The organism is Lysinibacillus parviboronicapiens (genome assembly GCF_003049575.1).
Lineage (GTDB): Bacteria > Bacillota > Bacilli > Bacillales_A > Planococcaceae > Lysinibacillus > Lysinibacillus parviboronicapiens.
In genome coordinates this window covers 1-23,964 of the sequence record NZ_PYWI01000005.1, presented here as the reverse complement: position 1 = coordinate 23,964, position 23,964 = coordinate 1, and the positions used below count along the sequence as shown (strand labels likewise).

Sequence of the window (23,964 nt, the reverse complement as noted above, 5' to 3'; positions counted from 1 at the left end):
AGCGCTTGCAAACTATGACTGGCACGTAGGCTTTCTTGACATTCCATCATCCGCAGGTACAATTAAACTAGGTATGAGGAGGGATATGCATGGCTCGTTTTGCTGCATTCATTGTAATGCTGATTCCAGGTCTTATGGCTGCGGGTGGCATTAAATTTATGCGTGATACATTATTCGGTAAGCTCATCTCACCTTTCCCATTTCTATGGCTACAATTTGTTGTTGGCATCATATTTTTTGTTGTCGGCTTTGGCTTTTTCGCAGGCTTTTTACTTCACCGCGATCGAAAAAAAGGAAAAGTGGCTCCGCGCTTCCAAAAAAAATAAAAATAGCTATCCAAATAAGTCGTTTGACTTACTGGATAGCTATTTTTATTGACGGCGCTGCACTGAAATTACCTTATCGGGGAAATCTGTAATCCAACCAATAACTGATGAATGCGGATTCTTCAGAAATTTTTCACTCCCATCAATTGCATAAAAACGACATGCTTTAGCGCTTGCTACACACGCCTCTAAATAACGAGGTTTATAATACTTTTTATGCATATGTACACTGTCAATTGCTTGGTAATCACATAGCAAATCCCATTTCAATTTTTTCGTGGCAATAAGTGCTGTCTCATATTGTGGAGTATGTTGTTTCACAATCTCTAATAGCTCATAATGAAAAGATGAAAAATGACTGCCCTCTGGTAATGTTAGTCCATGAAGCATTCGGACAAGTGCATCTTTATTGTCAAGAATGGTTGATTTTAATTCGATATTTAGTGGTAATTGTTGCGTATTAGCCCACACTAAAACTGCATCAAAGACTGGAATTTTATACGATGAAAATAGCCTTCTCCACGGCTTTCCAAGTTTAAAACGCTGTAGTTCGTCTATCGTACATTGATTCACAAGTTTATTGATGCCAACTAGTCTAGATAATTGTGGATCATGATACACAACGGGTATCCCCTCTTTTGACAGCTGAATATCTATCTCAATACCGTCAGCTCCAAGCTCTAGCGCTTTATCAAAAGCTTTGAAACTATTTTCAAGTGCATAGGCAGAAGCCCCTCGATGTGCAAAAACAGGGACAAACGATTCTTCAGACATTTAATTCACCAAATTCTAGTATAAATTTACCATTGGTCATTTTAGTTAATAAAGATGATTTTTTGCCAATTTGAATATAGGTACCTGGATGCGCTTCCTTTGTCACCGTAATTTCTTCTTTTCCAGCATGACGCATTTCATCCATCATTAACTTTATTTCACGGTCTACCGTCACTGCTTCAGCCTTCATCTTTGATAAACTCTGTTTTGTTTGCTCAAAAGCAGCAGTTTGTTGCGTAGTCATTTGATTGAGGATTGGTAATAAGCTCTTAATCTTCGCCTCATGACCAGCAATCTCCGATTGTAGTTGTTTTAACAGAGTTGCCTTTTCCTGCATCAAAGAATAGCTCTCCTGTTTATTGACACTTTCAATAATTAAATCTGTTCGACGTTCTAAACGATTTCCAGATATAGCGGTTACAATAGAACTTTTTGCAACAGCTTGACCACCAATAATTTTACCCTTTCGTTCATCTACAAAAATAGAATGTGCCGAAAGATGCGAGCCCAGTGAATAAAAGCCTATATGAATACTGTCAGCCGCTACTAAATTGGCTTCGTTTACATGTTTTACGAAAATGTTGCCACCTGCTTCCACAAGCGTTGAACCAAGGCCAAAAATGCCACCGCGAATAAATACATCACCCTCTATGGATTTGATGAGTTTCGCGCCACTTACGCCTTCTGCTCCTTCGATTGAAATATCACCTGTTGCAATAACTGTATAACCCGTGGTAACTGTTCCCTTAATGCTTAAAGAACCATTAAATTCTAGATTGCCTGTTTCAACTCCAACATCCCCATGTATTGGTAAATGACGATTGACGCCAATCATCCCTTTGACATCATCTAAAACACCAGCAATTTTTGACCGGATGACAGTTTTTCCGTCTTCTTCTACTTCATATGCTGATTTTTTGTCATAGCGAATAGGGTAATCACGACCTGGTGTCGCGGCTAGTATTTCACCACAAACATTTTGGCCTTGCTTGCCTAATGTTGCAGGAATTTTCTCCCCAAGCCATGAACCTTCTGAAATTTCTGATATAAAATTCATATCATAGTAATCCGCTTTCCCGTCATCACGAATAACTGGCTTTCTCTCTGGTTTTGGTAAGTATGTAATTTGTGCATCCGTTCCTGCCACAGCTGGTGTTCCTTGAGCAATTAAAAATGCTTTACCGGGTTCAATCTTCGTAATATCAAAATCTAAAATGCCATGTGTAATTCCTTCGTTCGCTAGTGTATCGAGAATTTGTTGATTTAGCTTTTCTTTATTCTTATGAATGTAGTCCGTTTTTTCATATATAAATATAGTAGCAGACATTTTGTCTCGTGCAATTTCAGCTTCTATATTTGGAAGCCAACGTCCAATTTCAACAGGACTTGTACTTTCTGTCGCTAATACGCTTTTTAAAATAGAAAAATTTGACAGTTTCAGTCGGGGATGACTACGTAAGATGCCATCAAATTCTTTTAATGGAAAACCGGCACTGTATGTGAGCATAAATACCTTTCCGTTTTCCTCCGATATTTCGAAGTTATCATTTCGAACTAGAATCACGCTACCTCCTCCTTCCCTCTATCTGTAAGTATATACAATCTATTTACATTTGTTTAGAGACAATTGTCACTACTCACAAAGAAAATACCCCTACTTTATCAGTAATACTTCATTAGAATCCAAGCATTTTTATCAGTAATAGTAGACTATTTTTCCTACACAAAAACATTTTTTACACCATTAAAAAGCTAATACTGTCATAATTGTACAAAATTTCTGTAAAAAACAGCCAATCTACATTTTATTTTTTTCAAATTAACTAATCAGAATGTCTTCCTCACTATTTTTCTTTTATCAAGTATTGGGTCTTGTCTCCTAAAGGACAAAAAAATACGCCCCTCAAACAGTCGGCGCAAACTGTCTAAAAAGGCGTTATAAAATATGCAATATATGCGTTCTAAATAATAAGTTCACCGCTTGTTCATCGCTACGCTAAATAGTCAAAACTCAGTCATATCAATCCTTAGCTCGCCATCATATCGATGCGAATCTTGTCTGCAATCATGGCGATGAATTCGCTATTTGTCGGCTTCGACTTTAAATGATGTACTGTATAACCAAACATCGACGAAATCGATTCATAGTTACCGCGATTCCATGCAACTTCTATAGCATGACGAATGGCACGCTCTACACGGGAAGGCGTTGTGTTAAATTTTTTAGCAATTTCTGGATATAGAATTTTCGTCACAGAACCTAATAACTCGATATCTTCATACACCATTTGAATCGCTTCTCGTAAATAAGAGTAACCTTTAATATGGGCAGGAACACCGATTTCTTTAATGATGGCTGTAATCGTACTATCTAATTGATGTTGATTTAATTTTTGAGGAGTTGCTTGTTGTAAAACACTCGTCTTTTTCGGTAATGTGGCCTTCTGACCTGCACAATGCAAGATTTTTTGAACCAACTGATCAAACTCAAATGGCTTAAGCATAAAGTAAGAGGCCCCTAAATCTACTGCTTGTTTCATAACATCCTCTTGTCCAAATGCAGTTAGCATAATTACTTGAATCGATGACATACGATCATTTTGATACATTGCCTCTAATACCGCTAAGCCATCAAGATGGGGCATAATAATATCTAGCAATAAAATATCTGGTGTAAATTCTTCAAGCATTTGAAGACAAATTTTCCCGTTTGAAGCAGTTGCAATTATTTCAATCTCCGGATGTCCTTGAAAATACTGCTCCATTGTTTTTAATAATTCACGATTATCATCTGCTATCGCCACTTTTACCTTTGTCATTTCAATTCCTCCTTCTGGACTTCGCCTTGAATCATCAAAGCGTTAAACCTTTTACCCTTATGCCATTTTGACACACTGTGGAATTTTCGACATTTTTGTGTTAAAAACCTTTTCTATTTCCAAAAATGAGTATGTAGTCCGATACTTTCTTTTCATATCGACAATTTACGATATTTCCCAGTGGAATGGTTAGCGTGCAATATGTTTATTTTAGTGAAAAATCCCATATAAAACTACACTTTTTTTTAGGTATCGATAAATCCTCCTTAATTTTGGTATGAAATACTTGGTGAACGCTATAATAAATTGCATAAACTTTAGAGAACGGAGCTACCTATGGCAGCCCCGTTATTTCTTCATGAAGATTTTTTTAGCATTTCTGCTACTGTAATTGCTGCCCCTTTTTTTGGTTCTTCCACAAACATATGCGTTACTGCGCCTACAAAACGTCCGTCTTGAATAATAGGACTGCCACTCATTCCCTGCAGGATGCCACCTGTTTTCTCAATGAGCTTTTGGTCAGATACTATAAATTCGAGTCGTCCATTTTCAATCTTTGTTATTTCAATTGAAAATTTCTCCACCTTACTGCCCTCAATTGCTGTAAAGATTTCAGCTTTCCCTGTTTTTATATCTTTTTCATGCATAATTTCAATTGCTTTTGGCAATCTTTGTTGATAACCGACTTCCCAACGTCCAAAGATACCGTAAACTGTATTTTTATCAATGCTACCTAGTCGTTCTTGGTGTTTTTCGATGGAGGAAATTTTGTAGCCTGGTTGCCCAGGTGTACTTTTACGGATTTGTTGGATGGAAGCTAAAAAAATCGAGCCTGCTCGAAAGACGGGGGCTTCTTGTAAGGTTGAGTCAACGATTTGATGACCTAATGCACCATAATTTTGTGTCTCTGGATCAATATATGTCAATGTTCCTACTCCATCTGTTTCATCTTTCAAAAAGGAAATAACATGTTCTGCTTCTTGTGCCTTTAATTCAACTGTTACTTGCTTTCCTTCACTTTTAATCGTCCATGTCTGTTGCTCCTGTTGCGCAATAGCTTGTTTGGCATCATCAAGGGTTTTTACAGTGGTGTCATTAATTTTTTCAATGACTGCACCACCTTTCACCCATTGATTGGAAGCTAACAACACATCATGAGCAACAAATACATGAGATAACTGAAGCTGAATCCCAATTGCTTCGCCCATCGGAATAAGCTTTTTGGCTGCAAAAGCTTGAATAGGCAAACATAAGAACACGATGAGCATAGGCAAAATGACAAATTGACGCCAACGACGATTCATACGACACCTCCTTTTCATTATAGTCTTGTTACTATGTGTTTTTGTATCATTCTTATGAGCGGTAAATATTTGCGCAAAATGAAAAAAACCCAGAAACACTTGAAATCGTTTCTGGATTTTTTTTAAATTATGCTACGCATGTGCTTTTTTCGCTCATTGGCCATGTTTAAAAGCTCTGTTGCATGCTGTAAAGTTAAGTCAGTAATTTCTGCACCTGACATCATACGACTTACTTCTTCAATACGAGCATGTGTATCTATTTCTGCCAATGACGTAAAGGTACGATCATGTTCGACTTCTTTTTTTATAAAATAATGATGATCTGCCATTGCAGCCACCTGTGGTAAATGTGAAATACATAAAACTTGAGAATTAATCGAAACGGCAGCAATTTTTTCAGCAATGGCTTGTGCCACTCGACCGCTTACACCAGTATCAACCTCATCAAAAATAATGGATGTTACACCATTGGATGAAGAGAAAATAGTCTTCAACGCGAGCATCATACGCGATAATTCTCCACCAGAGGCAATTTTCGGTAAAGATTTTGGTGGCTCACCAACATTCGTTGAAATATAAAATATAACTTGATCTTTACCATATGCATCGAAATATGATAATTCATCAAAATTTACAATAAACTTTGCTTTTTCCATATGTAATTCACGTAACTCAGCCATAATGGCTTCACTTAATTCATGTGCAGCTACTTTACGTACATTAGATAGTTCAGCTGCAAAATCATATAAAACCTCTTCCATCTCAAGTACTTTGCGTTCTTTCACCTGTAAAATTTCATCACGATTTAATAGCTCGTTTAGCTCAGTTTTAATTTTTTCATAATAGGCTAAAATATCTTCAACAGTTGCTCCATATTTACGCTTCATGTTTTGTAATAGTGCAAGCCGTTGCTCGACTTCATTTAATCGGGCTGGATCAAATTCTAGTTCATCAAGGACATTTTTCACCTGATAGGCTGCATCCTGCAAAGCATAAAACGCGGTTGTAACCGCTTCAGAAGCCTCTTTAAATTGTTCATCAATAGTTGCCGCATCCTCTAATGCGTCCATTGCATTGCCGATCCAATCCAGGCCCTTTGTTTCGCCCTGGATGGCTTCATAGGCCGCACTAGATCGTTCAAAAATTTTATTGAAATTCATGAGACGGCGACGCTCATCGAGGAGATCGTCTTCCTCACCTAGCTTTAAATTTGCATCCTCTAGCTCCTTCATTTGGAACTGGTACAAATCAATACGCTGTGCCATTAACTGCTCATCAATAGAAATCGATGCCAATTCTTTTTTTAATGCACGATATTCATCATATTGCTTACTGTACTTATCTTGAATTGGTGCAAGCTGGTCCTCAGCAAATTGATCAAGTAAATGAATGTGTTGCTTTTCATCCATTAATTCTTGGTTTTCATGCTGTCCATGAATATCAATAAGACTGGCACCAACATCACGTAAAACAGATAATGGCACAAGCTTGCCATTTACACGACAAATACTTTTTCCGGTGTCATTTAAATCACGACGTAAAATAATGGTATCTTCTTCTATTTCAATACCAGCATCATCTAATTTTTTGTATACAGGGTGTGCAGGACTAGCAATTTGAAATAAACCACCTAACTCTGCTTTTTTAGCGCCATGGCGAATAAATTCTGAATTCCCTCTCCCACCAGCAAGCAAATGCACCGCATCAATAATAATTGATTTTCCTGCTCCTGTTTCACCTGTTAACACCGTTAAACCATCTGAAAAACTGACTGTTAAATCCTCAATGATGGCAAAGTTGCGAATACTAAGCTCTCTTAACACAAAATGTCACCTCTGTATCAAATTCACCCTGTTATTACTAACTGGTGTTACTATTAAGTCTTTCATTTTAAAACGAAGACAGTGGAAAATCAAGCACCCATTCGTTCAACTAACAATTAGGGACCCAGCGATTAAATTTGCAATTATAGCATTTCTAACAAGCGATTTTTTGTATTTTCACGCTCATTTTCATCGCGACAAATGATTAAAATTGTATCATCCCCAGAAATAGTTCCTAAAATTTCTGGCCAATCTAAATGGTCAAGTAGTGACGCAATGGCATTAGCATTACCAGGAAGTGCCTTCATGACTAAAAAATGCGAAGCGCCATCAATGCTGATAAAAGCATCTGCTAATGCTCGGTGTAATTTTTGGACAGGATTGAATCGCTGGTCCGCGGGTAAGCTATATTTATAGCGTCCATCTTGCAATGGCACCTTTACAAGGTGCAGTTCTTTAATATCACGTGATACTGTTGCTTGCGTCACATTATAGCCTGCATCTTTTAAAAAATCGACTAAATCATCTTGTGTTTCAATCTCATGATTGGCAATAATATCCCTAATCCGTATATGTCTTTGGCCTTTATTCATGTCCTTCACCTCTTATAAATAATTAAGTATTTGTATATTTACACTACCATCTAACACATAAAAGCACAAGAAAAAACACGGCTCTACGAGCGAGCACGTGTTATTTTAGTGCACTATGCGCTTCTTCAACGAGTGCATTAAAAGCTGTATACGCAGGAATTTCTTCTGTGGTAATTGGATTAACTAAATGGAATAAAAATTCAATGTTTCCTTCGCCACCCGTGATTGGCGAAAACGATGCATCCTTGACAACAAATCCAACCTCAGTTGCCATTTTAGCAGTCTTTTCTAAGACATCAAGGTGTACCTTTTTATCACGTACAATACCCTTTTTGCCCACATTTTCTTTCCCTGCTTCAAACTGTGGCTTCACAAGCGCCATTATATCACCGCCAGGCATTAATACCGTTTTTAAAACTGGCAAAATTAACGATAATGAAATGAAGCTGACATCTATTGTAGCAAATTCCGGCAATCCCTCTGTTAAATCAGCCGCCGTCGTATAGCGAAAGTTTGTTTTTTCCATAACAGTTACACGTTCATCAGAGCGGATTTTCCATGCAAGCTGATTCGAGCCTACATCAAGTGCATAACAATGTCTTGCACCATTTTGTAAGGCACAATCTGTAAAGCCTCCTGTAGAGGAGCCGATGTCGAGCATCAGCTTACCTTCTACAGACATATCAAAAATTTGTAGTGCTTTTTCTAGTTTCAAGCCACCACGGCTGACATATTTTAAATCAGAACCTTTTACTTGGAGCGGTGCATCAATAGCAATTTTTTCTCCTGCCTTATCAATGCGAATTTCATTGGAAAAGACTAGTCCCGCCATAATAGAGCGTTTCGCCTTTTCGCGTGTTTCACTTAGTCCACGCTCTACAAGTAAAATGTCTACACGTTCTTTTGGTTGTTTTGTCATTATTTATTTAAACCTACTTGCTGTTTTTGTTGTAGTAACACATGCATACGTGCTACTGTATCTTCTGCTGTCATATGAATTTCTGCGAGCAATTGGTCGACGTTACCATGCTCGATAAATTGGTCTGGTATCCCCATGCGATCGATAATGGCATTTAAATAACTATGATCATGCGCAAATTCGAGTACACCGCTACCAAAACCACCTTGTAATACGGCCTCTTCAATCGTAAGCACTGGCATGCGATTCGTTAAAATACGATGCAGCATATCCTCATCCATTGGTTTAATAAATCGTGCATTGACCACTTCTACTTCAATACCTTGTTGCGCTAAAATATTTGCCGCTTCCATCGCCATTGGAATCGTCGTACCAAATGTTAAAATAGCCGCGTCTTTTCCTTCACGTAATACTTCCCAGCTACCAATTGGCAAACTCATTGGTTCATCATCCATCGGCACACCTAAACCATTGCCACGTGGATAGCGAAGCGCAATCGGTCCGTCATCATAATCGATGGCAGTTTTCACCATATGCTGCCCTTCATTTTCATCCTTTGGCATCATAATTGTCATATTGGGCATATGGCGTAGGAACGCAATATCAAAGACACCTTGGTGTGTTTCACCATCTGCACCAACTAGGCCAGCACGATCAATACCAATAAAGACATTTAAATTAGGGCGTGCTATATCATGGAGCACTTGATCGTAAGCACGTTGTAAAAACGTTGAATAAATAGCTAAGAAAGGTTTCATTTTCTGTGTAGCAAGTCCTGCCGCCATCGTGGCAGCATGTTGCTCAGCTATCCCTACATCAAAGAAACGTTTAGGGAAATCCTGCTGTATACCTTGTAATTTAGAACCAACTGGCATCGCAGGCGTAATTGTGACAATACGCTCATCTTCATGTGAAATTTTACGAACTGTCTCCGCGATTAAACTACTCCAAGCAGGGCCTCTCGTCTCTGATTTCACAAATGCGCCAGTCTCCATTTTATAAGGACCTGTCCCATGCCAATTACCAATCGTATCATCCTCAGCCGGCTTGTAGCCTTTGCCCTTTTTCGTAATAACATGCAAAAGTACAGGGCCTTTTACCTTTTTAGCATACGATAACGTCGTTTCAAGTGCTTCAAAATCATGACCATCAATTGGTCCTAAATATTTAAAGCCCAATTCTTCAAAGAATACACCTGATACTACTAAATATTTCAAGCTATCTTTTAAACGTTCCGCGGTTGAAGCAAGCTTACCACCAAGAACAGGGATTTTATTGATTAAGGATTCTAATTCTTCCTTGGCTTTTGAATATTCCTTAGCAGTACGCATACGCCCAAGTACATTATGCAAGGCACCAACATTTGGTGCAATTGACATTTCATTATCATTTAAAATGACAATCATGTTTGTTTTTGCGTGACCGATATGATTTAACGCTTCAAGTGCCATACCGCCTGTTAAGGCGCCGTCCCCAATAATAGGCACAACAAAGTTTTTTTCGTTTTTTATATCACGTGCTGCTGCCATACCCATGGCTGCTGATAATGAAGTCGAGCTATGACCTGTTTCCCATTCATCATGTTCACTCTCCACAAGCTTTGGAAATCCACAAAGCCCTTTGAACTGACGTAATGTATCAAATTGACTAGCGCGACCTGTCAAAATTTTATGCACGTAAGCTTGGTGGCCAACATCCCATAAAAACTTATCTTGTGGACTGTCAAACATTTTATGAAGCATAATCGTTAGCTCCACAACGCCTAGGTTTGGTCCAATATGACCACCTGTGACAGAACATTTTTCGATTAAGAAGGCTCGAATGTCTTTTGCAAGCTGTTCAAGTTCCTTCTTATTTAAGTTTTTTAAAAAGGATGGACTAGAGATCTTGTTTAAATCCACCTTTCTCACACACCTTTTCAATAAATTATTCACCGCAATCGTGTTTCCACCATTATAACAGTGTTATCATTATGCTAAAAGTACGAACACTTTCTTGTTTACACATTGGCAAACGTCCCCACCTATTCTAGCATATTCTTTGCCTATAAAGCCTTGTTTTTCTCTTAGTTTTTACGATGAACAATATACGTTGCGAACTCATGTAGTAAGCTTGCATTTACATGTAATCTCTCTAGTGCAGCAATAGCAAGTTGATAATGCTCGTCAAGTTTATCTTTTGCTCCATCTAACGTTAACAATGCCGGATATGTGCTTTTATTACTCGCTACATCTTTCCCTGCTGTTTTACCTAGTTCCTCTGTTGTTCCCTCAATATCTAAAATGTCGTCTTGAATTTGGAAAGCAAGGCCTATATGATGGGCGTATTCCTTTAAAGTTGCACGGTCTTCTTCGGAGACATCCGCTAATACGGCCCCTGATTCAATACTAAATCGTAATAACGCACCTGTTTTATTGACATGGACATGCTCAAGCTCTGTTAGGTTTAACTGGCGTTTCTCACCTTCCATGTCCAGTACTTGACCGCCAACCATACCTTCTGCACCAGCTGCTACACTTAACAGATTCACTAGTTCAATTCGTTTTTCCGCAGATAAATCCAGACGCGCTAAAATTCCGAAAGCTAATGTATTTAATGCATCACCTGCAAGTGTGGCAAGTGCCTCACCAAATACCTTATGATTCGTTGGCTTACCTCGACGGAAATCATCATTATCCATACTTGGTAGGTCATCATGAATCAAAGAATACGTATGAATCATTTCAATAACCGCACCTACAGTAAGTCCGTGCTCTTTGTCTTTCGCAAACAATTCTAATACTGCTAATACGAAAAGCGGACGAATGCGCTTGCCTCCTGCTTGTAAAGAATAGAGCATCGATTCCTTTAAATCGGCCGGTGCATCAATTTTTTCAACAAGTGCGAACATTTCAGCTTCTACTTGTGGTGTATTGCTTTCAATAAAATGTTTTAATTGCTCGTTCATTGATTAGTTCTCTCCCTTTAGCGGATCAAATGCTGTCGTTTCTCCTGTTTCTTGAACAATCGAAATTAACTGTTCTTCTGCGTGTTGCAGCTTACTATGGCAAAATTGTGAAAGCTCCATACCTTGCTTATATAAATCAATTGCATTTTCTAATGGTACATCCCCTTGCTCTAACTGACGGACAATTTCCTCCAGTTCCGTCATTGCTTCTGCGAATGTTTGTTGTTTCTTCGCCACATCTATTCCTCCTCATTATTTGGCAAGACATTAGTCACTTCAGCAAGTACTTTCCCATCATGGAAGGAAAGTGTTAGCTGATCTTTCTGCTTTAAGTTAGCTGACGATTTCAACATTTTGTCATCTTTATAAGCAACCGTAAAACCCCTTGTTAAAATAGCAAGTGGATTTAATGCTTCAAGTGTTCGGACAGATGCCTCGAATTGTTGCTTTTGCTTCGTTACAAAATGTGTTGCCGAACGTGTTAGCTGATGGACGCGTGTTGCCAGTTCTTTTTGATGGAATGCTAATGCTTTTTTCGGTGATTGCTGTTCTACAGCACTGTTTAGTTTTTGAAGCTGTGCAGCTTTTTTCATTAAGTCAACCTGCATTGCTTTTTGCAAACCCGACTCAAGCTGTGCTAGTTTTTCTGTAAATGGACGATACAATCTCTCCGGCATCGATAGTGGATAAGACTGTTGGAGCTTATTTAGACGTTGTCGTTCTGTCATAAGTTGCGCTCTCACAATTTGATGAAGTTGCGACTTCTGAGCAAGTACACGCTGGAATAATTCCTGTTGATCTGGCACGGCCATTTCAGCCGCTGCTGTTGGTGTGGGTGCCCGCAAATCTGCGACATAATCAGCTATCGTTGTATCGGTTTCATGACCAACTGCACTGATGATGGGTATACGACTTTCAAAGATTGCACGTGCAACCATCTCCTCATTAAATGCCCATAAATCCTCAATGGAACCTCCACCACGACCAACAAGCAATACGTCACAACTTGCATCCCGATTAGCACGTTCAATACTTTGGACAATACTTGGAGCGGCCTGTGCTCCTTGCACAAGTGTTGGATAAATCAAAATTTCAGCAAGCGGATATCGACGTTTCAACGTTGTACAAATATCTCGAATCGCCGCTCCCGTTGTGGACGTTAAGATACCAATTTTTTCTGGAAACTTCGGTATCGACTGCTTCCATTCAGTTTTAAAAAGTCCTTCTTTTTGTAACTGTTCCTTAAGTTGGTTATAGGCAACAAATAAGCTGCCGATTCCATCTGGTTGCATTTCCTGCACATATAATTGATATGTACCATAACCTTCGTAAACGTTTACATCTCCTCGGATAAATACCTGCATGCCATCCTTTGGCTCAAATGCTAGTCTAGATGCTGCTGTTTTAAACATCGTTGCCGCAATACGTGCACCGTCATCCTTCAACGTAAAGTAAATATGCCCTGACTGATGTACCTTGACATTTGATAGCTCTCCCTTGACATAAACCTCACGTAGATGTGGGTCAGCATCAAATTTTCGTTTAATATATTTTGTTAATGCTTTTACAGTTAAATAAGAAGCTGATGACATTTTATTCGGCTCCTTTACTAGAATCAAGTTTTTCACAAAACTACACCTATCATAACATTTTTTATTGTGCCTGACCTGTATAAATGCAGTTTCGTAAGAAAAAAGGCCAGTCTTAAAAGTATATAATAAAAATTTATTGACGAACGAAAAGATAAAGCCGCATAACGAGAGTATCGTCATGCGGCAAAGGATTTAATAGAAAATCAACAATAATATACCGACAATAAAACAATAATAGGTAAAGTAACTAAGCTTGCCACTTTTCATAATGCCCATAAACCAGCGCATTGCAAAGTATGTCATAAATAGTGTGGCAATAAATGTCGCTGCATAAGGAACCGCTAAAGCACCTTTATTTGGCTCATCTAAAAAATCTGTAATCCCAAGTACGACGCCACCGAGACTGACTGGAATATAGAGCATGAACGAGAAGCGTAAAGCTGTGTCCTGTCTCATGCCAACTGCAATGGCTGAAATAATTGTTGCACCTGAGCGACTAATACCAGGCGTTAATGCAACAGCTTGACCAAGCCCTACTATAATTGCATCTTTCACACTCAAATCAGCATCCTTCTTCGTACCGCGCATATTACGAATTAACCAAAGTGCAATCCCAGTTACAAATAACATCATAGCAATGGTCGTCATGCTTATATTGTCTGCAATGACATCACTTAATAAAACGCCTAATACACCAGCTGGAATGGAACCAATAACAATGTATAGAGCAAAGCGAAAATCCGCTTTATATCGTCTCTCATGCGTTTTGATATAAAGGAAAAAATTCGTAATAAGGCGTACTATATCTTCGCGATAAATATAGACAATGGCTAATAATGACGCCGTATTCGTTAAAATCGCAAAAGTAAAGCCTTGATCACCTAGACCAAGAATTTCACTAGCAATGAGGACATGACCACTAGACGATACGGGAATTGGCTCCGTGAATCCTTGGACAAGTCCAATAATAATATGCTTCAAAATAAGCATTATATCTAAATTTTCCATTAATACCCTCCATATTTAGGATGTATTGTATAACGCAAACTTTAAATTAGACGTTGAGTCCGTCTTAAAGGTTCGCACAAAAAAGAGCATATCTCAATTTATGAGACATGCTCTTTAAATAGTATTTTCATTTCGCCTTGAACTATTTTTTTGTTTAGTTTTCTAAAAACGCCAGGGAAGAAAATTCTCACCTGTTATTGTTGTACTTTACTGGCAAGCGTATATTCTGCTGCTTGCACTGTGTTGAAAAGTAACATTGTGATAGTCATTGGCCCTACACCACCTGGTACTGGTGTAATATGTGACGCAATGCCATCCACATCTGAAAAGTTTACGTCACCGCATAGTTTGTTATTTTCATCGCGGTTAATACCAACATCAATAACAACTGCACCTTCTTTGACATGCTCCTTCGTAATAAAGTTTGCACGTCCAACTGCTGCAATTAAAATATCCGCTTGTTTAGTAAATGAAGGTAAATCAGGTGTTTTTGAATGCGTGTATGTCACTGTTGCATCCTTTTGCAATAGCAATTGTCCCATAGGTTTCCCTACGATATGACTACGGCCGACAATGACCGCATGCTTTCCTGCAATTTCAATTCCTGAATATTCAAGAAGCTTCATAACACCAAACGGCGTACATGGTAAAAAAGTTTCTTGGCCAAGCATCATTTTCCCAACACTTACTGGTGAGAAGCCATCTACGTCTTTTTCAACAGCGATTGTCGCAATAACCGTATCCTCATCAATATGTTTTGGTAGTGGTAATTGTACTAAAATACCGTGAATATCTTCACGTTCATTTAATAATTCGATTTGCGCTAGTAATTCTTCTTGCGTAGTTGTTTCTGGTAATTTTACTAGTTCAGAAAACATACCAATTGCTTCACAAGACTTTTGCTTGTTTTTAACATATGTAGCAGAAGCTTGGTTGTCCCCAACTAATACAACCGCTAAGCCTGGTGTTAATCCTTGTTCTTTTAAACGAGCTACACGCTCTGCTACAGAATTACGAATTTCTTGACCAATTTCTTTACCATTAATAATTGCACTTGACATAAACCTATGTTACTCCTTCCAATACAACACGTTTTTATTGTTCTGTAAATTTAGAAAGTACGCCATTAACAAATTTCGACGATCCCTCGTCGCCAAATGTTTTGCATAACTCGATTGCTTCGTTAAGTACTACTCTTTTTGGTGTTTCTGGCATGTATAAAAGTTCATATACAGCTAAACGTAACACTGTTCTTTCAATTTTCGGTAGACGGGCAAGTGACCACTTTTCTAGATGCTGCGCAAGGGCCGCATCGATTTCCTCCAAATTTTCAGCTGTTCCATTTGCAATCTTTTCGTAGAAAGCATTTGTCGGTTGACCTTTAATATGTCCCATTGCTTCTTCGACTGTTAGATCGGTATTGTCTAGCTGAAACAAAACTTGCAACGCTTTTTCGCGTGCTTCATGTCGTTTCATGTAAAGCTCTCCTTCTTAAGTGGCATTAAGGTTTATAATAGCATAAATTCGTGTGAGAAACACGATTTCAAGCAAGTTTTCAATAATCTGAAACCTTTTTCAAGCAACTTTCTGCTTATTTTAACTTTCTTAATCAATGGTTTTTTGTGCAAAACGGAAACGACAGCGACAAATTGTTTTTTGTGCGAAAGTAAATCGACAGCAATAGATGTTTTTTGTGTAAAAAGGAAACACCAAAGACAAATGTTTTTTGCACAATAAGAAAGCGACAGCGTCAGATGTTATGCACGTGGTGTAGCTTAGCGACTGCCGCAATGTCATTGTAAGCTTGTGTAAAAATGATAGGGCTAGCCATATTTTTTTAAATACCTTGAATGTTATAATAAAAACGATTCAATTCTAGCTTTAGAGGTGTTTATCGTCATCATGAAGTAAAGAATTAGAAATTTCTTTTTTACTGCTAGGGAGGCTATCTATGAAAGAACATTATTATACAATTGGAGAGGTAGCAAAATTATCCAATCTTTCTGTCCAAACACTTCGCTACTATGATCAAATAAATTTATTTAAACCTGCTTATACAGATAACTCTAGTAATTACCGCTATTATAAAGATGATCAGATTTTTTACTTAGATCTCATTAAATCGCTTAAGTATATCGGTACATCACTTGAAGACATAAAAAAAGCACTCATGCTGACACCAGAAGAACTACTCGTTTTTTTAGAACAAAAAGAGCAACGTCTAGAAGAAAAAATTTCCCGATTAAATGAAGTAAAATATACCCTTCTAAAAACAAAAAAACAAATGCAAGAGCAAATTGATATTCCTGTCTTTGGTGAGGTTTATACGCAGTTAGAAGAAGATATGGCAATTTTACAAGTTACAACCAACGAACTAACACCGACATCTAGCACAAATTCGTACTACAGTACATTAACTAAAATCATCGAAAATGAAGGGAGTGTGCTAAATAGTCGTTACGGTTGCAGCTATCCACTTGCCAACTACATAGATGTAAATGATATTATTTATGATGCCATATTTACACCCCTACTAACCGAGCGAACCTTTTCTAAACTTTCGACTGACGTAAAACAAACAGTTGTACCCGCGGGCATTTATGTATGTATTGCCTTTATCTATCACCCCGAAACGTATTTTTCATATTATGAAAAACTTAAAAATTATGTAGATTCACAAAAAAAAGCGTTCGAATCCACTGTATATGAACTATATATGCCGGCTACATTAATAGCAGAGCAAGAAAAAAAGTTTATCGTTGAATTGAAAATTAGGCAAAAATCCCTCAACTAATGTCATTTCCTTCTTTTTTTGAAACAAATCTTTTGACCCTATAGCTACTATAGGGTTTATTGTAATACTTGAAAATATTCTAGTAGATTGGATTTTTGGTATCTTATGTAACGTGAAATGTTGAAGGAGTAAAGAAAATGAACAAGAAACAAATCTTAACGTTAACTATTTTGTTAACTAATCTATTTATCGCCTTTTTAGGCATCGGTCTAGTTATTCCTGTCTTACCAACAATTATGAACGAGCTTAATATTACAGGGTCTGTCGTCGGCTATATGGTTGCAGCATTTGCGATTACACAGCTTATTGTTTCACCAATTGCAGGTAGACTCGTAGACCGCATTGGTCGGAAAGTTATGATCGTTGCAGGTCTTTTTGTTTTTGGACTTTCTGAGCTATTATTCGGGATGGGCCGTACCATTGAAGTGTTATTTATATCGCGTATGCTTGGCGGTGTAAGTGCGGCATTTATTATGCCAGCGGTCACAGCGTACATTGCTGATATTACAACAATGGCCCAACGTCCCAAGGCTCTTGGCTATATGAGTGCTGCCATTAGTACCGGCTTTATTATTGGACCAGGAATCGGTGGCTTTTTAGCGGAATATGGTACCCGAGTACCATTCTACGCTGCGGGTATACTTGGTTTCTTAGCAGCCATCTTATCATTGACATTGCTAAAAGAACCAACACGAGCAGCCGATGATACTGAAGCTGCAAGTTCTATTTTTGGTAGTGCAAAACGTATAATTAGCCCTTTATATTTCATCGCCTTCATGATAATTTTTGTACTATCATTTGGCCTTGCTGCGTTTGAATCTTTATTTAGTTTGTTCGTAGATCATAAGTTTGGATTCACGCCTAAGGATATTGCAATTATTATTACTGGTAGTGGCATTATTGGGGCACTTGCACAGCTTTTATTATTTGATTGGCTGACAAAAAAAATGGGCGAAATTAACGTTATTCGCTACTCACTTGTTTTATCGGCTATCCTTACTTTTGCCATGACCATCGTAAATCATTATGCTGCAATATTATTTGTGACTTTCTTTATTTTTGTCGGCTTTGATTTAATACGCCCTGCCGCTACTTCTTATTTATCAAAAATTGCAGGAAATGAACAGGGCTTTGTAGGTGGTATGAACTCCATGTTTACCAGTCTCGGCAATATTTTCGGTCCCATTTTAGGTGGCATGTTGTTCGACATTAATTTAAACTATCCGTATTACTTTGCAACAATTGTATTAGTTGTCGGGGTGATACTTGCATTTTTCTGGAAAAAACCAAATCATGTTGAACTTTAAATTATTATTAAGTTAACAGAAAACGAGGCTATCTCAAAATTTTGAGATAACCTCGTTTTTCTTATTCTTGTACAGCCACTTCTTCTTTTTCAAAATGAATGCCTGTAATATGTACATTCACTTCTGCTGTTTCAAGTGCAGTCATATTTAAAATCGCTTGGCGAATTTGCGTTTGTACGTCCTTTGCCACTTTAGGAATTGCATAACCATATTTTACAGAGCAAAATACATCAATGGCAATTTCACCACTTTCAGTGACGCCAGATTTGATGCCCTTGTTGTGTACTTTTTTACCAAAGCGTTCTACAACGCCTGTTGCAATATTACCACGTGTTGCTGCGATACCTTCTACCTCGCTAACAGCAATCCCAGCGACAATTTCAATTACTTCCGCCGCTACCTCAATTTTACCAAGTTCCTCTTTACCAGATGGTGTTGGTTGTACAAAAGATTGTCCTATTTTCTCTGCCATGCAAATATCATCCTTTCCCTTACACATCGCAAGCAAATGCTGTTGTTACGTTTATTATACTATAAAAAGGAAGGTTTGGCTTTGGAAAGCCGTTATAATTTCAAAGTAGTCAACTCTATGGAAAGTTCATATCAATATTTTCAAAAAGTTAGGCGATAAATTCCCATACATGCTCGATAAATCAAGAAACAATAGCTATTAAATATAAAAATGTCTCGATAAATCATGAAAAGCGAAGAAATCATAAGGATTTCTTCGCCTTTGTATGAACGATTATTTGCTTGTCCCTAATACGTCGTTTTCTTCTAGGAATTTCGTGTTGAATTTCGCAGATTTGAAGACGTCGTTATTCATTAATGCTTCATGGAACGGAATGGTTGTATTGATACCAGGACCAGAAACTTCAAATTCCCCTAGTGCACGATTCATTTTCGCAATTGCTTCCTCACGCGTATCTGCATGAACGATTAGCTTCGCTACCATTGAATCATAGTATGGAGGGATTGTATAACCGGCATATACAGCAGAGTCAATACGTACACCATAACCACCTGGAGTGATGTAAGTATCTACAGTACCCGCTGATGGCATAAAGTTTTTGTATGCATTTTCTGCGTTAATGCGGCATTCAATTGCCCAACCGTTTAATTTAATATCTTCTTGTGCAAATGGTAGTTTTTCACCAGATGCAATTTTCAATTGTTGTTGAACAAGATCGACACCAGAAATCATTTCTGTTACTGGGTGTTCTACTTGAATACGTGTGTTCATTTCCATGAAGTAGAACTTGTCTTCTTGGTAATCATAGATGAACTCGATTGTACCAGCACCTTCATAATTACATGCTTGTGCTGCTTTCACCGCTGCTGCACCCATTTCAGCACGACGTTCAGAAGATAGTGCTGGAGATGGGGCTTCCTCAACTAATTTCTGCATACGACGTTGAACTGTACAGTCACGTTCGCCTAAGTGTACAACATTACCGTGACCATCCGCTAACACTTGAATTTCACAGTGACGGAAGTATTCAATGAATTTTTCTAGATATACGCCTGGGTTGCCGAATGCTGCAGCAGCCTCTTTTTGCGTAATGTCGATACCTTTTACAAGGTCTTCTTCCGTACGAGCTACACGGATCCCTTTACCGCCACCACCAGCTGTTGCTTTGATGATAACTGGGTAACCAATTTTAGCAGCCCACTCTTTACCTGTTTCGATATCTGGCACAATACCAGTACCTGGCACAAGTGGAACCCCTGCTGCTTCCATTGTTGTACGCGCAACGTCTTTAATCCCCATAATTTTGATAGAATCAGATGAAGGACCAATGAATTTAATGCCTGCGTTTTCACATGCTTCAGCGAAGTCAGCGTTTTCAGATACGAAACCGTAACCTGGGTGGATACCGTCTGCACCTGTTTTCTCTGCTACACTCAGTAAAGCTGGGAAGCTAAGATATGAATCTTTTGATAGTTTAGGACCGATGCAATAAGCTTCGTCCGCTAATTTCACATGTAATGCTTCTGCGTCTGCTTCAGAGTATACGGCAACTGATTTGATACCAAGCTCTTTACAAGCACGAATGATTCGTACAGCGATTTCGCCGCGGTTAGCAATTAAAACTTTTTTCATGGTTGTGAACACTCCTTACTCAGCTTTTACAAGGAATAATGGTTGACCGTATTCTACTAATTCGCCATCTTTTACAAGTACTTCAACGATTTCGCCTTTAACTTCTGCTTCGATTTCGTTGAATAGTTTCATAGCTTCTACGATACATACAATCGCTTCGTCGCCCACTTTGTCGCCCACTTGTACATAAGCTGGAGATTCTGGATTTGGAGCTGCATAGAAAGTACCAACCATTGGAGATACGATTTTATGTAACGAAGAGTCGTTGTTTGTTGGTGCTACTGGAGCTTCTTCAACTTTTGCTGGGGTTGCTGGTGCCGCTTGAGTTGCTGCTGGTGCAGTTTGTTGTACAACAGGAGCTGCAACTTCTTTCTTAGGTGCTACAGTTTCAGTAACAACAACACCATTCTTTTTTAATTTAACTTTTGCGCCATCTACTTCATAAACGAACTCGTCAATTGAAGAAGAATCTACTAATTTAATAATTTCACGAATTTCTTGAATTTTGAACATGTCTAAGTCTCCTTATGAAATAATATCTACTACACCCACTATTCTATATTTTTTTCGAACAATTTGAAATAGTTTAATGAAAATTAAGTAAATATAAACATAATAAAAGGCTTTCTTTTACTAAACGAAAGCCTTTTCATTATCCTGATATATAACAACGACTACCTAATAAACAGAATATTCCTTTTTTTCACTAAGTTTTAATAGTTGTTCGCACTAAACTTAACTTGCACGTCATTTGCGCCTTCCCATTCCGTTTTCACCAAATAGATTATTTCATTTGCTTGTGTTTTAGAAAGCTCTTCCGCCATGACTGTGACAGATACTTTTTCACCTTCCGCTTTCACAAAGGCATCTGAATACCCTAAAGATTTAACTAGCATTTCTAACATCGCTTCTGCTGATTCTTGCTTAATAAGACCATCGATTTCATTGAACGCCTTATTTTTTTCTTCCGCTGTGTATTCTTCAGATGCAATTTTTTGCGTTAATTGCTGGCGTAATTGGCTTCTCTCATCACTCACTTGCATACGCATCTCTTCGAACAAATGACTTGGTGACGATACTTCAGTCGTCACATCTTTCTTTGAAGCCTCTTGATCTGTTACACCCGTTATCGCTGTTTGCTGTAATGTATCATCTGAGAAAATAGTTAAACCATTAAATTGTTTTGCTGGGTCAACTAAATAGTATACTGAAATTACTGCTACTAGACTTAATAATGTCATAAACCAAACAGTTCTTCTACGCACGCGCATTCATTTTTCCCCCTTATTTTCCATTGGAACGATAATAATTCGATGAATAGGCAATTGCATCACTTGACTGACGACAGCACGAATTTCATTTTTAACAAAAATATCCGATGCTCCCTCTGAAACAATGAGCATTCCTGTTACATCCTTCACGCCTTTGTCAGTCCCCCTAAAATATTGGCTAAATAAATTATTTTCATCCGTCTCATTCGTCATCTCTCCATAATAAAAATAAACTTTTACCTCCCCAACACCTTGCATAGCTCGCAGTGTCTGTTCTAGCTTTTCCTCATTTGAAGACGGTGTGACTCGCTCATTTGTTGAACTTGTTTGAAACATTGGCAACACGATGAAAAGTCCCACGGAGGCGGCAATAAGCATTAAGACCAAAAATGACTTTGTTTTTTTTCCTGTCTTTTCCACATCACTTGTACATTGCCTCCCTTCATCTTCTCTTTTTCAAGTGTATGTACGCTTGTTTCCTCCTATGAGTTGATAAATGGAATCTTTAATAGCAATTGCAAAAATACTAACGTAATGACGAGTTTTGTTAGTGAAATTATCTGCTTATCATCCGTTAGAAACACGAAAAGCTGACAAATAAAGAGCAACGCCAATAAAAGAATCAATTTATCTCCCCCCTGCCATAACCTGCACAAAAACGATAAGGAAAAAACAAGAAAACATAAATGAAAAAGCAATTAGAAATGATACTGCACATAGAGTAAATAGAGATTTACTAACATGATCTAGTAATCTACAAATATCATCAAAGGCAATTGGTTCTAAAATAGCAGCTAACATCTTTAATGAATAGGCACTGACAACAAGCTGTACAGTTGGAATAAACGAAATTGTGATAACCGCTATAAAAGCACTAATACTACTAATAGAAGAAGAAAATTGTGTCATATGCTGAAACATGGAAAAACTATCAACTATAAAAGACCCGACAACTGGAATATTTTCTTCAATAAGTTTTTTCACAGGTTCTGAAACAGCTTTGTTGACGCTAAATGCTGCAACACCACTTGCCGACATTAAAATGATGTAACATATGACAGATGCTGATACGATACTCATAATTGTGAATCGAATGAGATCTGCAATTCTCGTAAAGGATATTTCTTTTACAATTACGCTACAAACATCAAAGACAATGGCAAAAAGCACGCCAGGGATAAGCCATTTACTACTAATTATTGTTAAGACTTGTACAAAAAAAAGTAAAAAAGGCTGCCAAGAAGCAATCGCTGTAATACTACTAGACAAAAGAAAACTTGATGTTAGAATCGGATAGAATGCCGTAAATATATGCGAAAGTCCCTGTGCAATTTGATCGATTAATTTAAATGAGTTGACCACCACAGGTCCAATTGTCGCTAATACAATGAGAAAAAATAGAATCCTTGTCCCTTTTTCAAATTCAGGTAACACCATATTGACAATCAGAATGATAATGACGTAGCCACACAATATAAGTGTCATTTTGAGCAAGAGAAAAAAAGGATCTATCAAAAACGAAAGTAGTTGCTCCTGCAATGTATTCGCTCCTTAGCTTATCCTTTGTAAAATGGCCGACACCTCCTGTAAAACAGCCAGAAATTCTTTGAACCAGTACAACAAGATAACAATTTTCACCGCGTCAAAAACCAACCCACCGAGTACCTTATAGCTATGTTCAACCAGCAACAGAGACACCCATTGCCCTACATAAAAAAGGCTAGCGCTCATGACAATAGCTTTTGCATAAGGCAAAAAAGCTAACATTTCGAGGAGCTGCTTCACGAGTGGCAAGAGGAGTGTCGAAAACAATAAACTGAACAGTAAAAACGAAAACATTACACTAATGAGCGCATGGAGTGGTTTTATAACTTCTTTTATAAGCAATAATAAAAGCAGCATGACAACAGCGACAAGGACAATTTCCATCTACATTACCCAGAAGAGGTTAACCATTGAAAGAAGGTTAAAATTTCGTTGAAAAATAACCTTAAAAATCGCAGTAATTCTGCTGTCATATATAAGTAGGCAATAAAAAATAAGAAAAACGAAAACTCTTTCTTCCCTGTTTGATCAAAGAAAACATGAAGAAGCGCAACTACTAGTCCCACTCCAGCGACTCTTAATACGTCTTGTAATTCCATTCATACGCCCCCTCGTGTACAGCAATATATGTCGCTAGCAAAAAAAAAAGACCTCCATACAAATGATATGCTCCCTATTAGGTAGACAGATTAAAAAATAAAATCTGTTTATCTAAGGGGAGCATTTTTATGGGGCGAAGTAAACATTCACTCGAGTTAAAACTACATATCCTTCAATTGTACGAAGAAGGTCACTATTCAATCAATGAATTGTGTGAAAGGTTTTCATTAGATCAACA

Annotated in this window: 25 protein-coding genes; 3 read left to right on the top strand and 22 right to left on the bottom strand. The window is 37.9% G+C overall.

The features are described 5' to 3' along the window. The first annotated feature begins 89 nt into the window (after positions 1 to 89). Positions 90 to 326, top strand: a complete 237-nt coding sequence (locus C9J35_RS06575; protein ID WP_010859733.1) for a DUF2627 family protein — start codon at positions 90 to 92, stop codon at positions 324 to 326. 45 nt (positions 327 to 371) lie between these two features. On the opposite strand, the gene C9J35_RS06570 is transcribed toward C9J35_RS06575, so the two are convergent. The 14 genes from C9J35_RS06570 to nusB form a co-directional block, all read right to left on the bottom strand. Beyond that, complete coding sequence (locus tag C9J35_RS06570; RefSeq protein ID WP_107923886.1) at positions 372 to 1,100, bottom strand: glycerophosphodiester phosphodiesterase; 729 nt, start codon at positions 1,098 to 1,100, stop codon at positions 372 to 374. After that, complete coding sequence (locus C9J35_RS06565) at positions 1,093 to 2,664, bottom strand: flagellar assembly protein A (protein WP_107923885.1); 1,572 nt, start codon at positions 2,662 to 2,664, stop codon at positions 1,093 to 1,095. The genes C9J35_RS06570 and C9J35_RS06565 overlap by 8 nt, the downstream gene beginning before the upstream one ends. A gap of 463 nt (positions 2,665 to 3,127) precedes the next feature. After that, positions 3,128 to 3,919 (bottom strand): sporulation transcription factor Spo0A, encoded by a 792-nt coding sequence (gene spo0A, locus C9J35_RS06560; protein WP_107923884.1) that lies wholly within the window; start codon positions 3,917 to 3,919, stop codon positions 3,128 to 3,130. A 356-nt stretch (positions 3,920 to 4,275) separates the two neighbouring features. Continuing rightward, positions 4,276 to 5,223 carry a SpoIVB peptidase S55 domain-containing protein gene (locus tag C9J35_RS06555; protein ID WP_107923883.1) on the bottom strand — a complete coding sequence of 316 codons (948 nt, stop codon included), beginning with the start codon at positions 5,221 to 5,223 and terminating at the stop codon, positions 4,276 to 4,278. 122 nt (positions 5,224 to 5,345) lie between these two features. Continuing rightward, positions 5,346 to 7,046 carry a DNA repair protein RecN gene (gene recN, locus C9J35_RS06550; protein ID WP_107923882.1) on the bottom strand — a complete coding sequence of 567 codons (1,701 nt, stop codon included), beginning with the start codon at positions 7,044 to 7,046 and terminating at the stop codon, positions 5,346 to 5,348. 143 nt (positions 7,047 to 7,189) lie between these two features. Then, a complete protein-coding gene (ahrC, locus tag C9J35_RS06545) occupies positions 7,190 to 7,639 on the bottom strand; it encodes a transcriptional regulator AhrC/ArgR (RefSeq protein WP_107923881.1) in 450 nt (149 codons plus the stop codon). A 100-nt stretch (positions 7,640 to 7,739) separates the two neighbouring features. Continuing rightward, positions 7,740 to 8,558: a TlyA family RNA methyltransferase gene (locus C9J35_RS06540; protein ID WP_107923880.1), complete on the bottom strand. Its 819-nt coding sequence runs from the start codon at positions 8,556 to 8,558 to the stop codon at positions 7,740 to 7,742. Then, complete coding sequence (gene dxs / locus C9J35_RS06535; RefSeq protein ID WP_107923879.1) at positions 8,558 to 10,459, bottom strand: 1-deoxy-D-xylulose-5-phosphate synthase; 1,902 nt, start codon at positions 10,457 to 10,459, stop codon at positions 8,558 to 8,560. The genes C9J35_RS06540 and dxs overlap by 1 nt, the downstream gene beginning before the upstream one ends. Positions 10,460 to 10,623: 164 nt before the next feature. Continuing rightward, complete coding sequence (locus C9J35_RS06530) at positions 10,624 to 11,505, bottom strand: polyprenyl synthetase family protein (protein WP_107923878.1); 882 nt, start codon at positions 11,503 to 11,505, stop codon at positions 10,624 to 10,626. A 3-nt stretch (positions 11,506 to 11,508) separates the two neighbouring features. Then, positions 11,509 to 11,742, bottom strand: a complete 234-nt coding sequence (xseB, locus tag C9J35_RS06525; RefSeq protein WP_054767489.1) for an exodeoxyribonuclease VII small subunit — start codon at positions 11,740 to 11,742, stop codon at positions 11,509 to 11,511. 2 nt (positions 11,743 to 11,744) lie between these two features. Continuing rightward, positions 11,745 to 13,097 carry an exodeoxyribonuclease VII large subunit gene (xseA, locus tag C9J35_RS06520; RefSeq protein ID WP_107923877.1) on the bottom strand — a complete coding sequence of 451 codons (1,353 nt, stop codon included), beginning with the start codon at positions 13,095 to 13,097 and terminating at the stop codon, positions 11,745 to 11,747. A 192-nt stretch (positions 13,098 to 13,289) separates the two neighbouring features. Then, the gene (locus tag C9J35_RS06515; RefSeq protein ID WP_107923876.1) at positions 13,290 to 14,105 is read right to left on the bottom strand and encodes an undecaprenyl-diphosphate phosphatase; all 816 of its coding nucleotides are present in this window, start codon (positions 14,103 to 14,105) and stop codon (positions 13,290 to 13,292) included. Between the two features lie 194 nt (positions 14,106 to 14,299). Continuing rightward, positions 14,300 to 15,166, bottom strand: coding sequence for a bifunctional methylenetetrahydrofolate dehydrogenase/methenyltetrahydrofolate cyclohydrolase FolD (folD, locus tag C9J35_RS06510; protein ID WP_107923875.1), 867 nt, complete (start codon positions 15,164 to 15,166; stop codon positions 14,300 to 14,302). A 34-nt stretch (positions 15,167 to 15,200) separates the two neighbouring features. Further along, positions 15,201 to 15,581, bottom strand: coding sequence for a transcription antitermination factor NusB (gene nusB, locus C9J35_RS06505; RefSeq protein WP_054767488.1), 381 nt, complete (start codon positions 15,579 to 15,581; stop codon positions 15,201 to 15,203). A 475-nt stretch (positions 15,582 to 16,056) separates the two neighbouring features. Here nusB and C9J35_RS06500 point away from each other — a divergent pair, with 475 nt between their 5' ends. Both C9J35_RS06500 and C9J35_RS06495 read left to right on the top strand, forming a co-directional pair. Beyond that, entirely contained in the window at positions 16,057 to 16,899 is an 843-nt protein-coding gene (locus tag C9J35_RS06500) for a MerR family transcriptional regulator (RefSeq protein ID WP_107923874.1), read from the top strand. A gap of 137 nt (positions 16,900 to 17,036) precedes the next feature. After that, positions 17,037 to 18,206, top strand: a complete 1,170-nt coding sequence (locus C9J35_RS06495) for an MFS transporter (RefSeq protein ID WP_054767487.1) — start codon at positions 17,037 to 17,039, stop codon at positions 18,204 to 18,206. 61 nt (positions 18,207 to 18,267) lie between these two features. On the opposite strand, the gene C9J35_RS06490 is transcribed toward C9J35_RS06495, so the two are convergent. The 8 genes from C9J35_RS06490 to C9J35_RS06455 form a co-directional block, all read right to left on the bottom strand. Beyond that, positions 18,268 to 18,678, bottom strand: coding sequence for an Asp23/Gls24 family envelope stress response protein (locus C9J35_RS06490; RefSeq protein ID WP_107923873.1), 411 nt, complete (start codon positions 18,676 to 18,678; stop codon positions 18,268 to 18,270). Positions 18,679 to 18,951: 273 nt separating this feature from the next. Next, positions 18,952 to 20,310, bottom strand: a complete 1,359-nt coding sequence (accC, locus tag C9J35_RS06485) for an acetyl-CoA carboxylase biotin carboxylase subunit (protein WP_107923872.1) — start codon at positions 20,308 to 20,310, stop codon at positions 18,952 to 18,954. Positions 20,311 to 20,325: 15 nt separating this feature from the next. Continuing rightward, the gene (gene accB, locus C9J35_RS06480) at positions 20,326 to 20,823 is read right to left on the bottom strand and encodes an acetyl-CoA carboxylase biotin carboxyl carrier protein (RefSeq protein WP_054767485.1); all 498 of its coding nucleotides are present in this window, start codon (positions 20,821 to 20,823) and stop codon (positions 20,326 to 20,328) included. A 200-nt stretch (positions 20,824 to 21,023) separates the two neighbouring features. Further along, positions 21,024 to 21,581, bottom strand: coding sequence for a SpoIIIAH-like family protein (locus C9J35_RS06475; RefSeq protein ID WP_107923871.1), 558 nt, complete (start codon positions 21,579 to 21,581; stop codon positions 21,024 to 21,026). After that, the gene (locus C9J35_RS06470) at positions 21,582 to 21,917 is read right to left on the bottom strand and encodes a SpoIIIAG-related protein (protein WP_235616223.1); all 336 of its coding nucleotides are present in this window, start codon (positions 21,915 to 21,917) and stop codon (positions 21,582 to 21,584) included. It abuts the gene before it with no gap. A 291-nt stretch (positions 21,918 to 22,208) separates the two neighbouring features. Continuing rightward, positions 22,209 to 23,120, bottom strand: coding sequence for a stage III sporulation protein AE (locus tag C9J35_RS06465; RefSeq protein ID WP_107923870.1), 912 nt, complete (start codon positions 23,118 to 23,120; stop codon positions 22,209 to 22,211). A gap of 12 nt (positions 23,121 to 23,132) precedes the next feature. Further along, entirely contained in the window at positions 23,133 to 23,510 is a 378-nt protein-coding gene (locus tag C9J35_RS06460; RefSeq protein WP_107923869.1) for a hypothetical protein, read from the bottom strand. 5 nt (positions 23,511 to 23,515) lie between these two features. Next, positions 23,516 to 23,725 (bottom strand): hypothetical protein, encoded by a 210-nt coding sequence (locus C9J35_RS06455; protein ID WP_012295089.1) that lies wholly within the window; start codon positions 23,723 to 23,725, stop codon positions 23,516 to 23,518. Between the last annotated feature and the right edge of the window lie 239 nt (positions 23,726 to 23,964).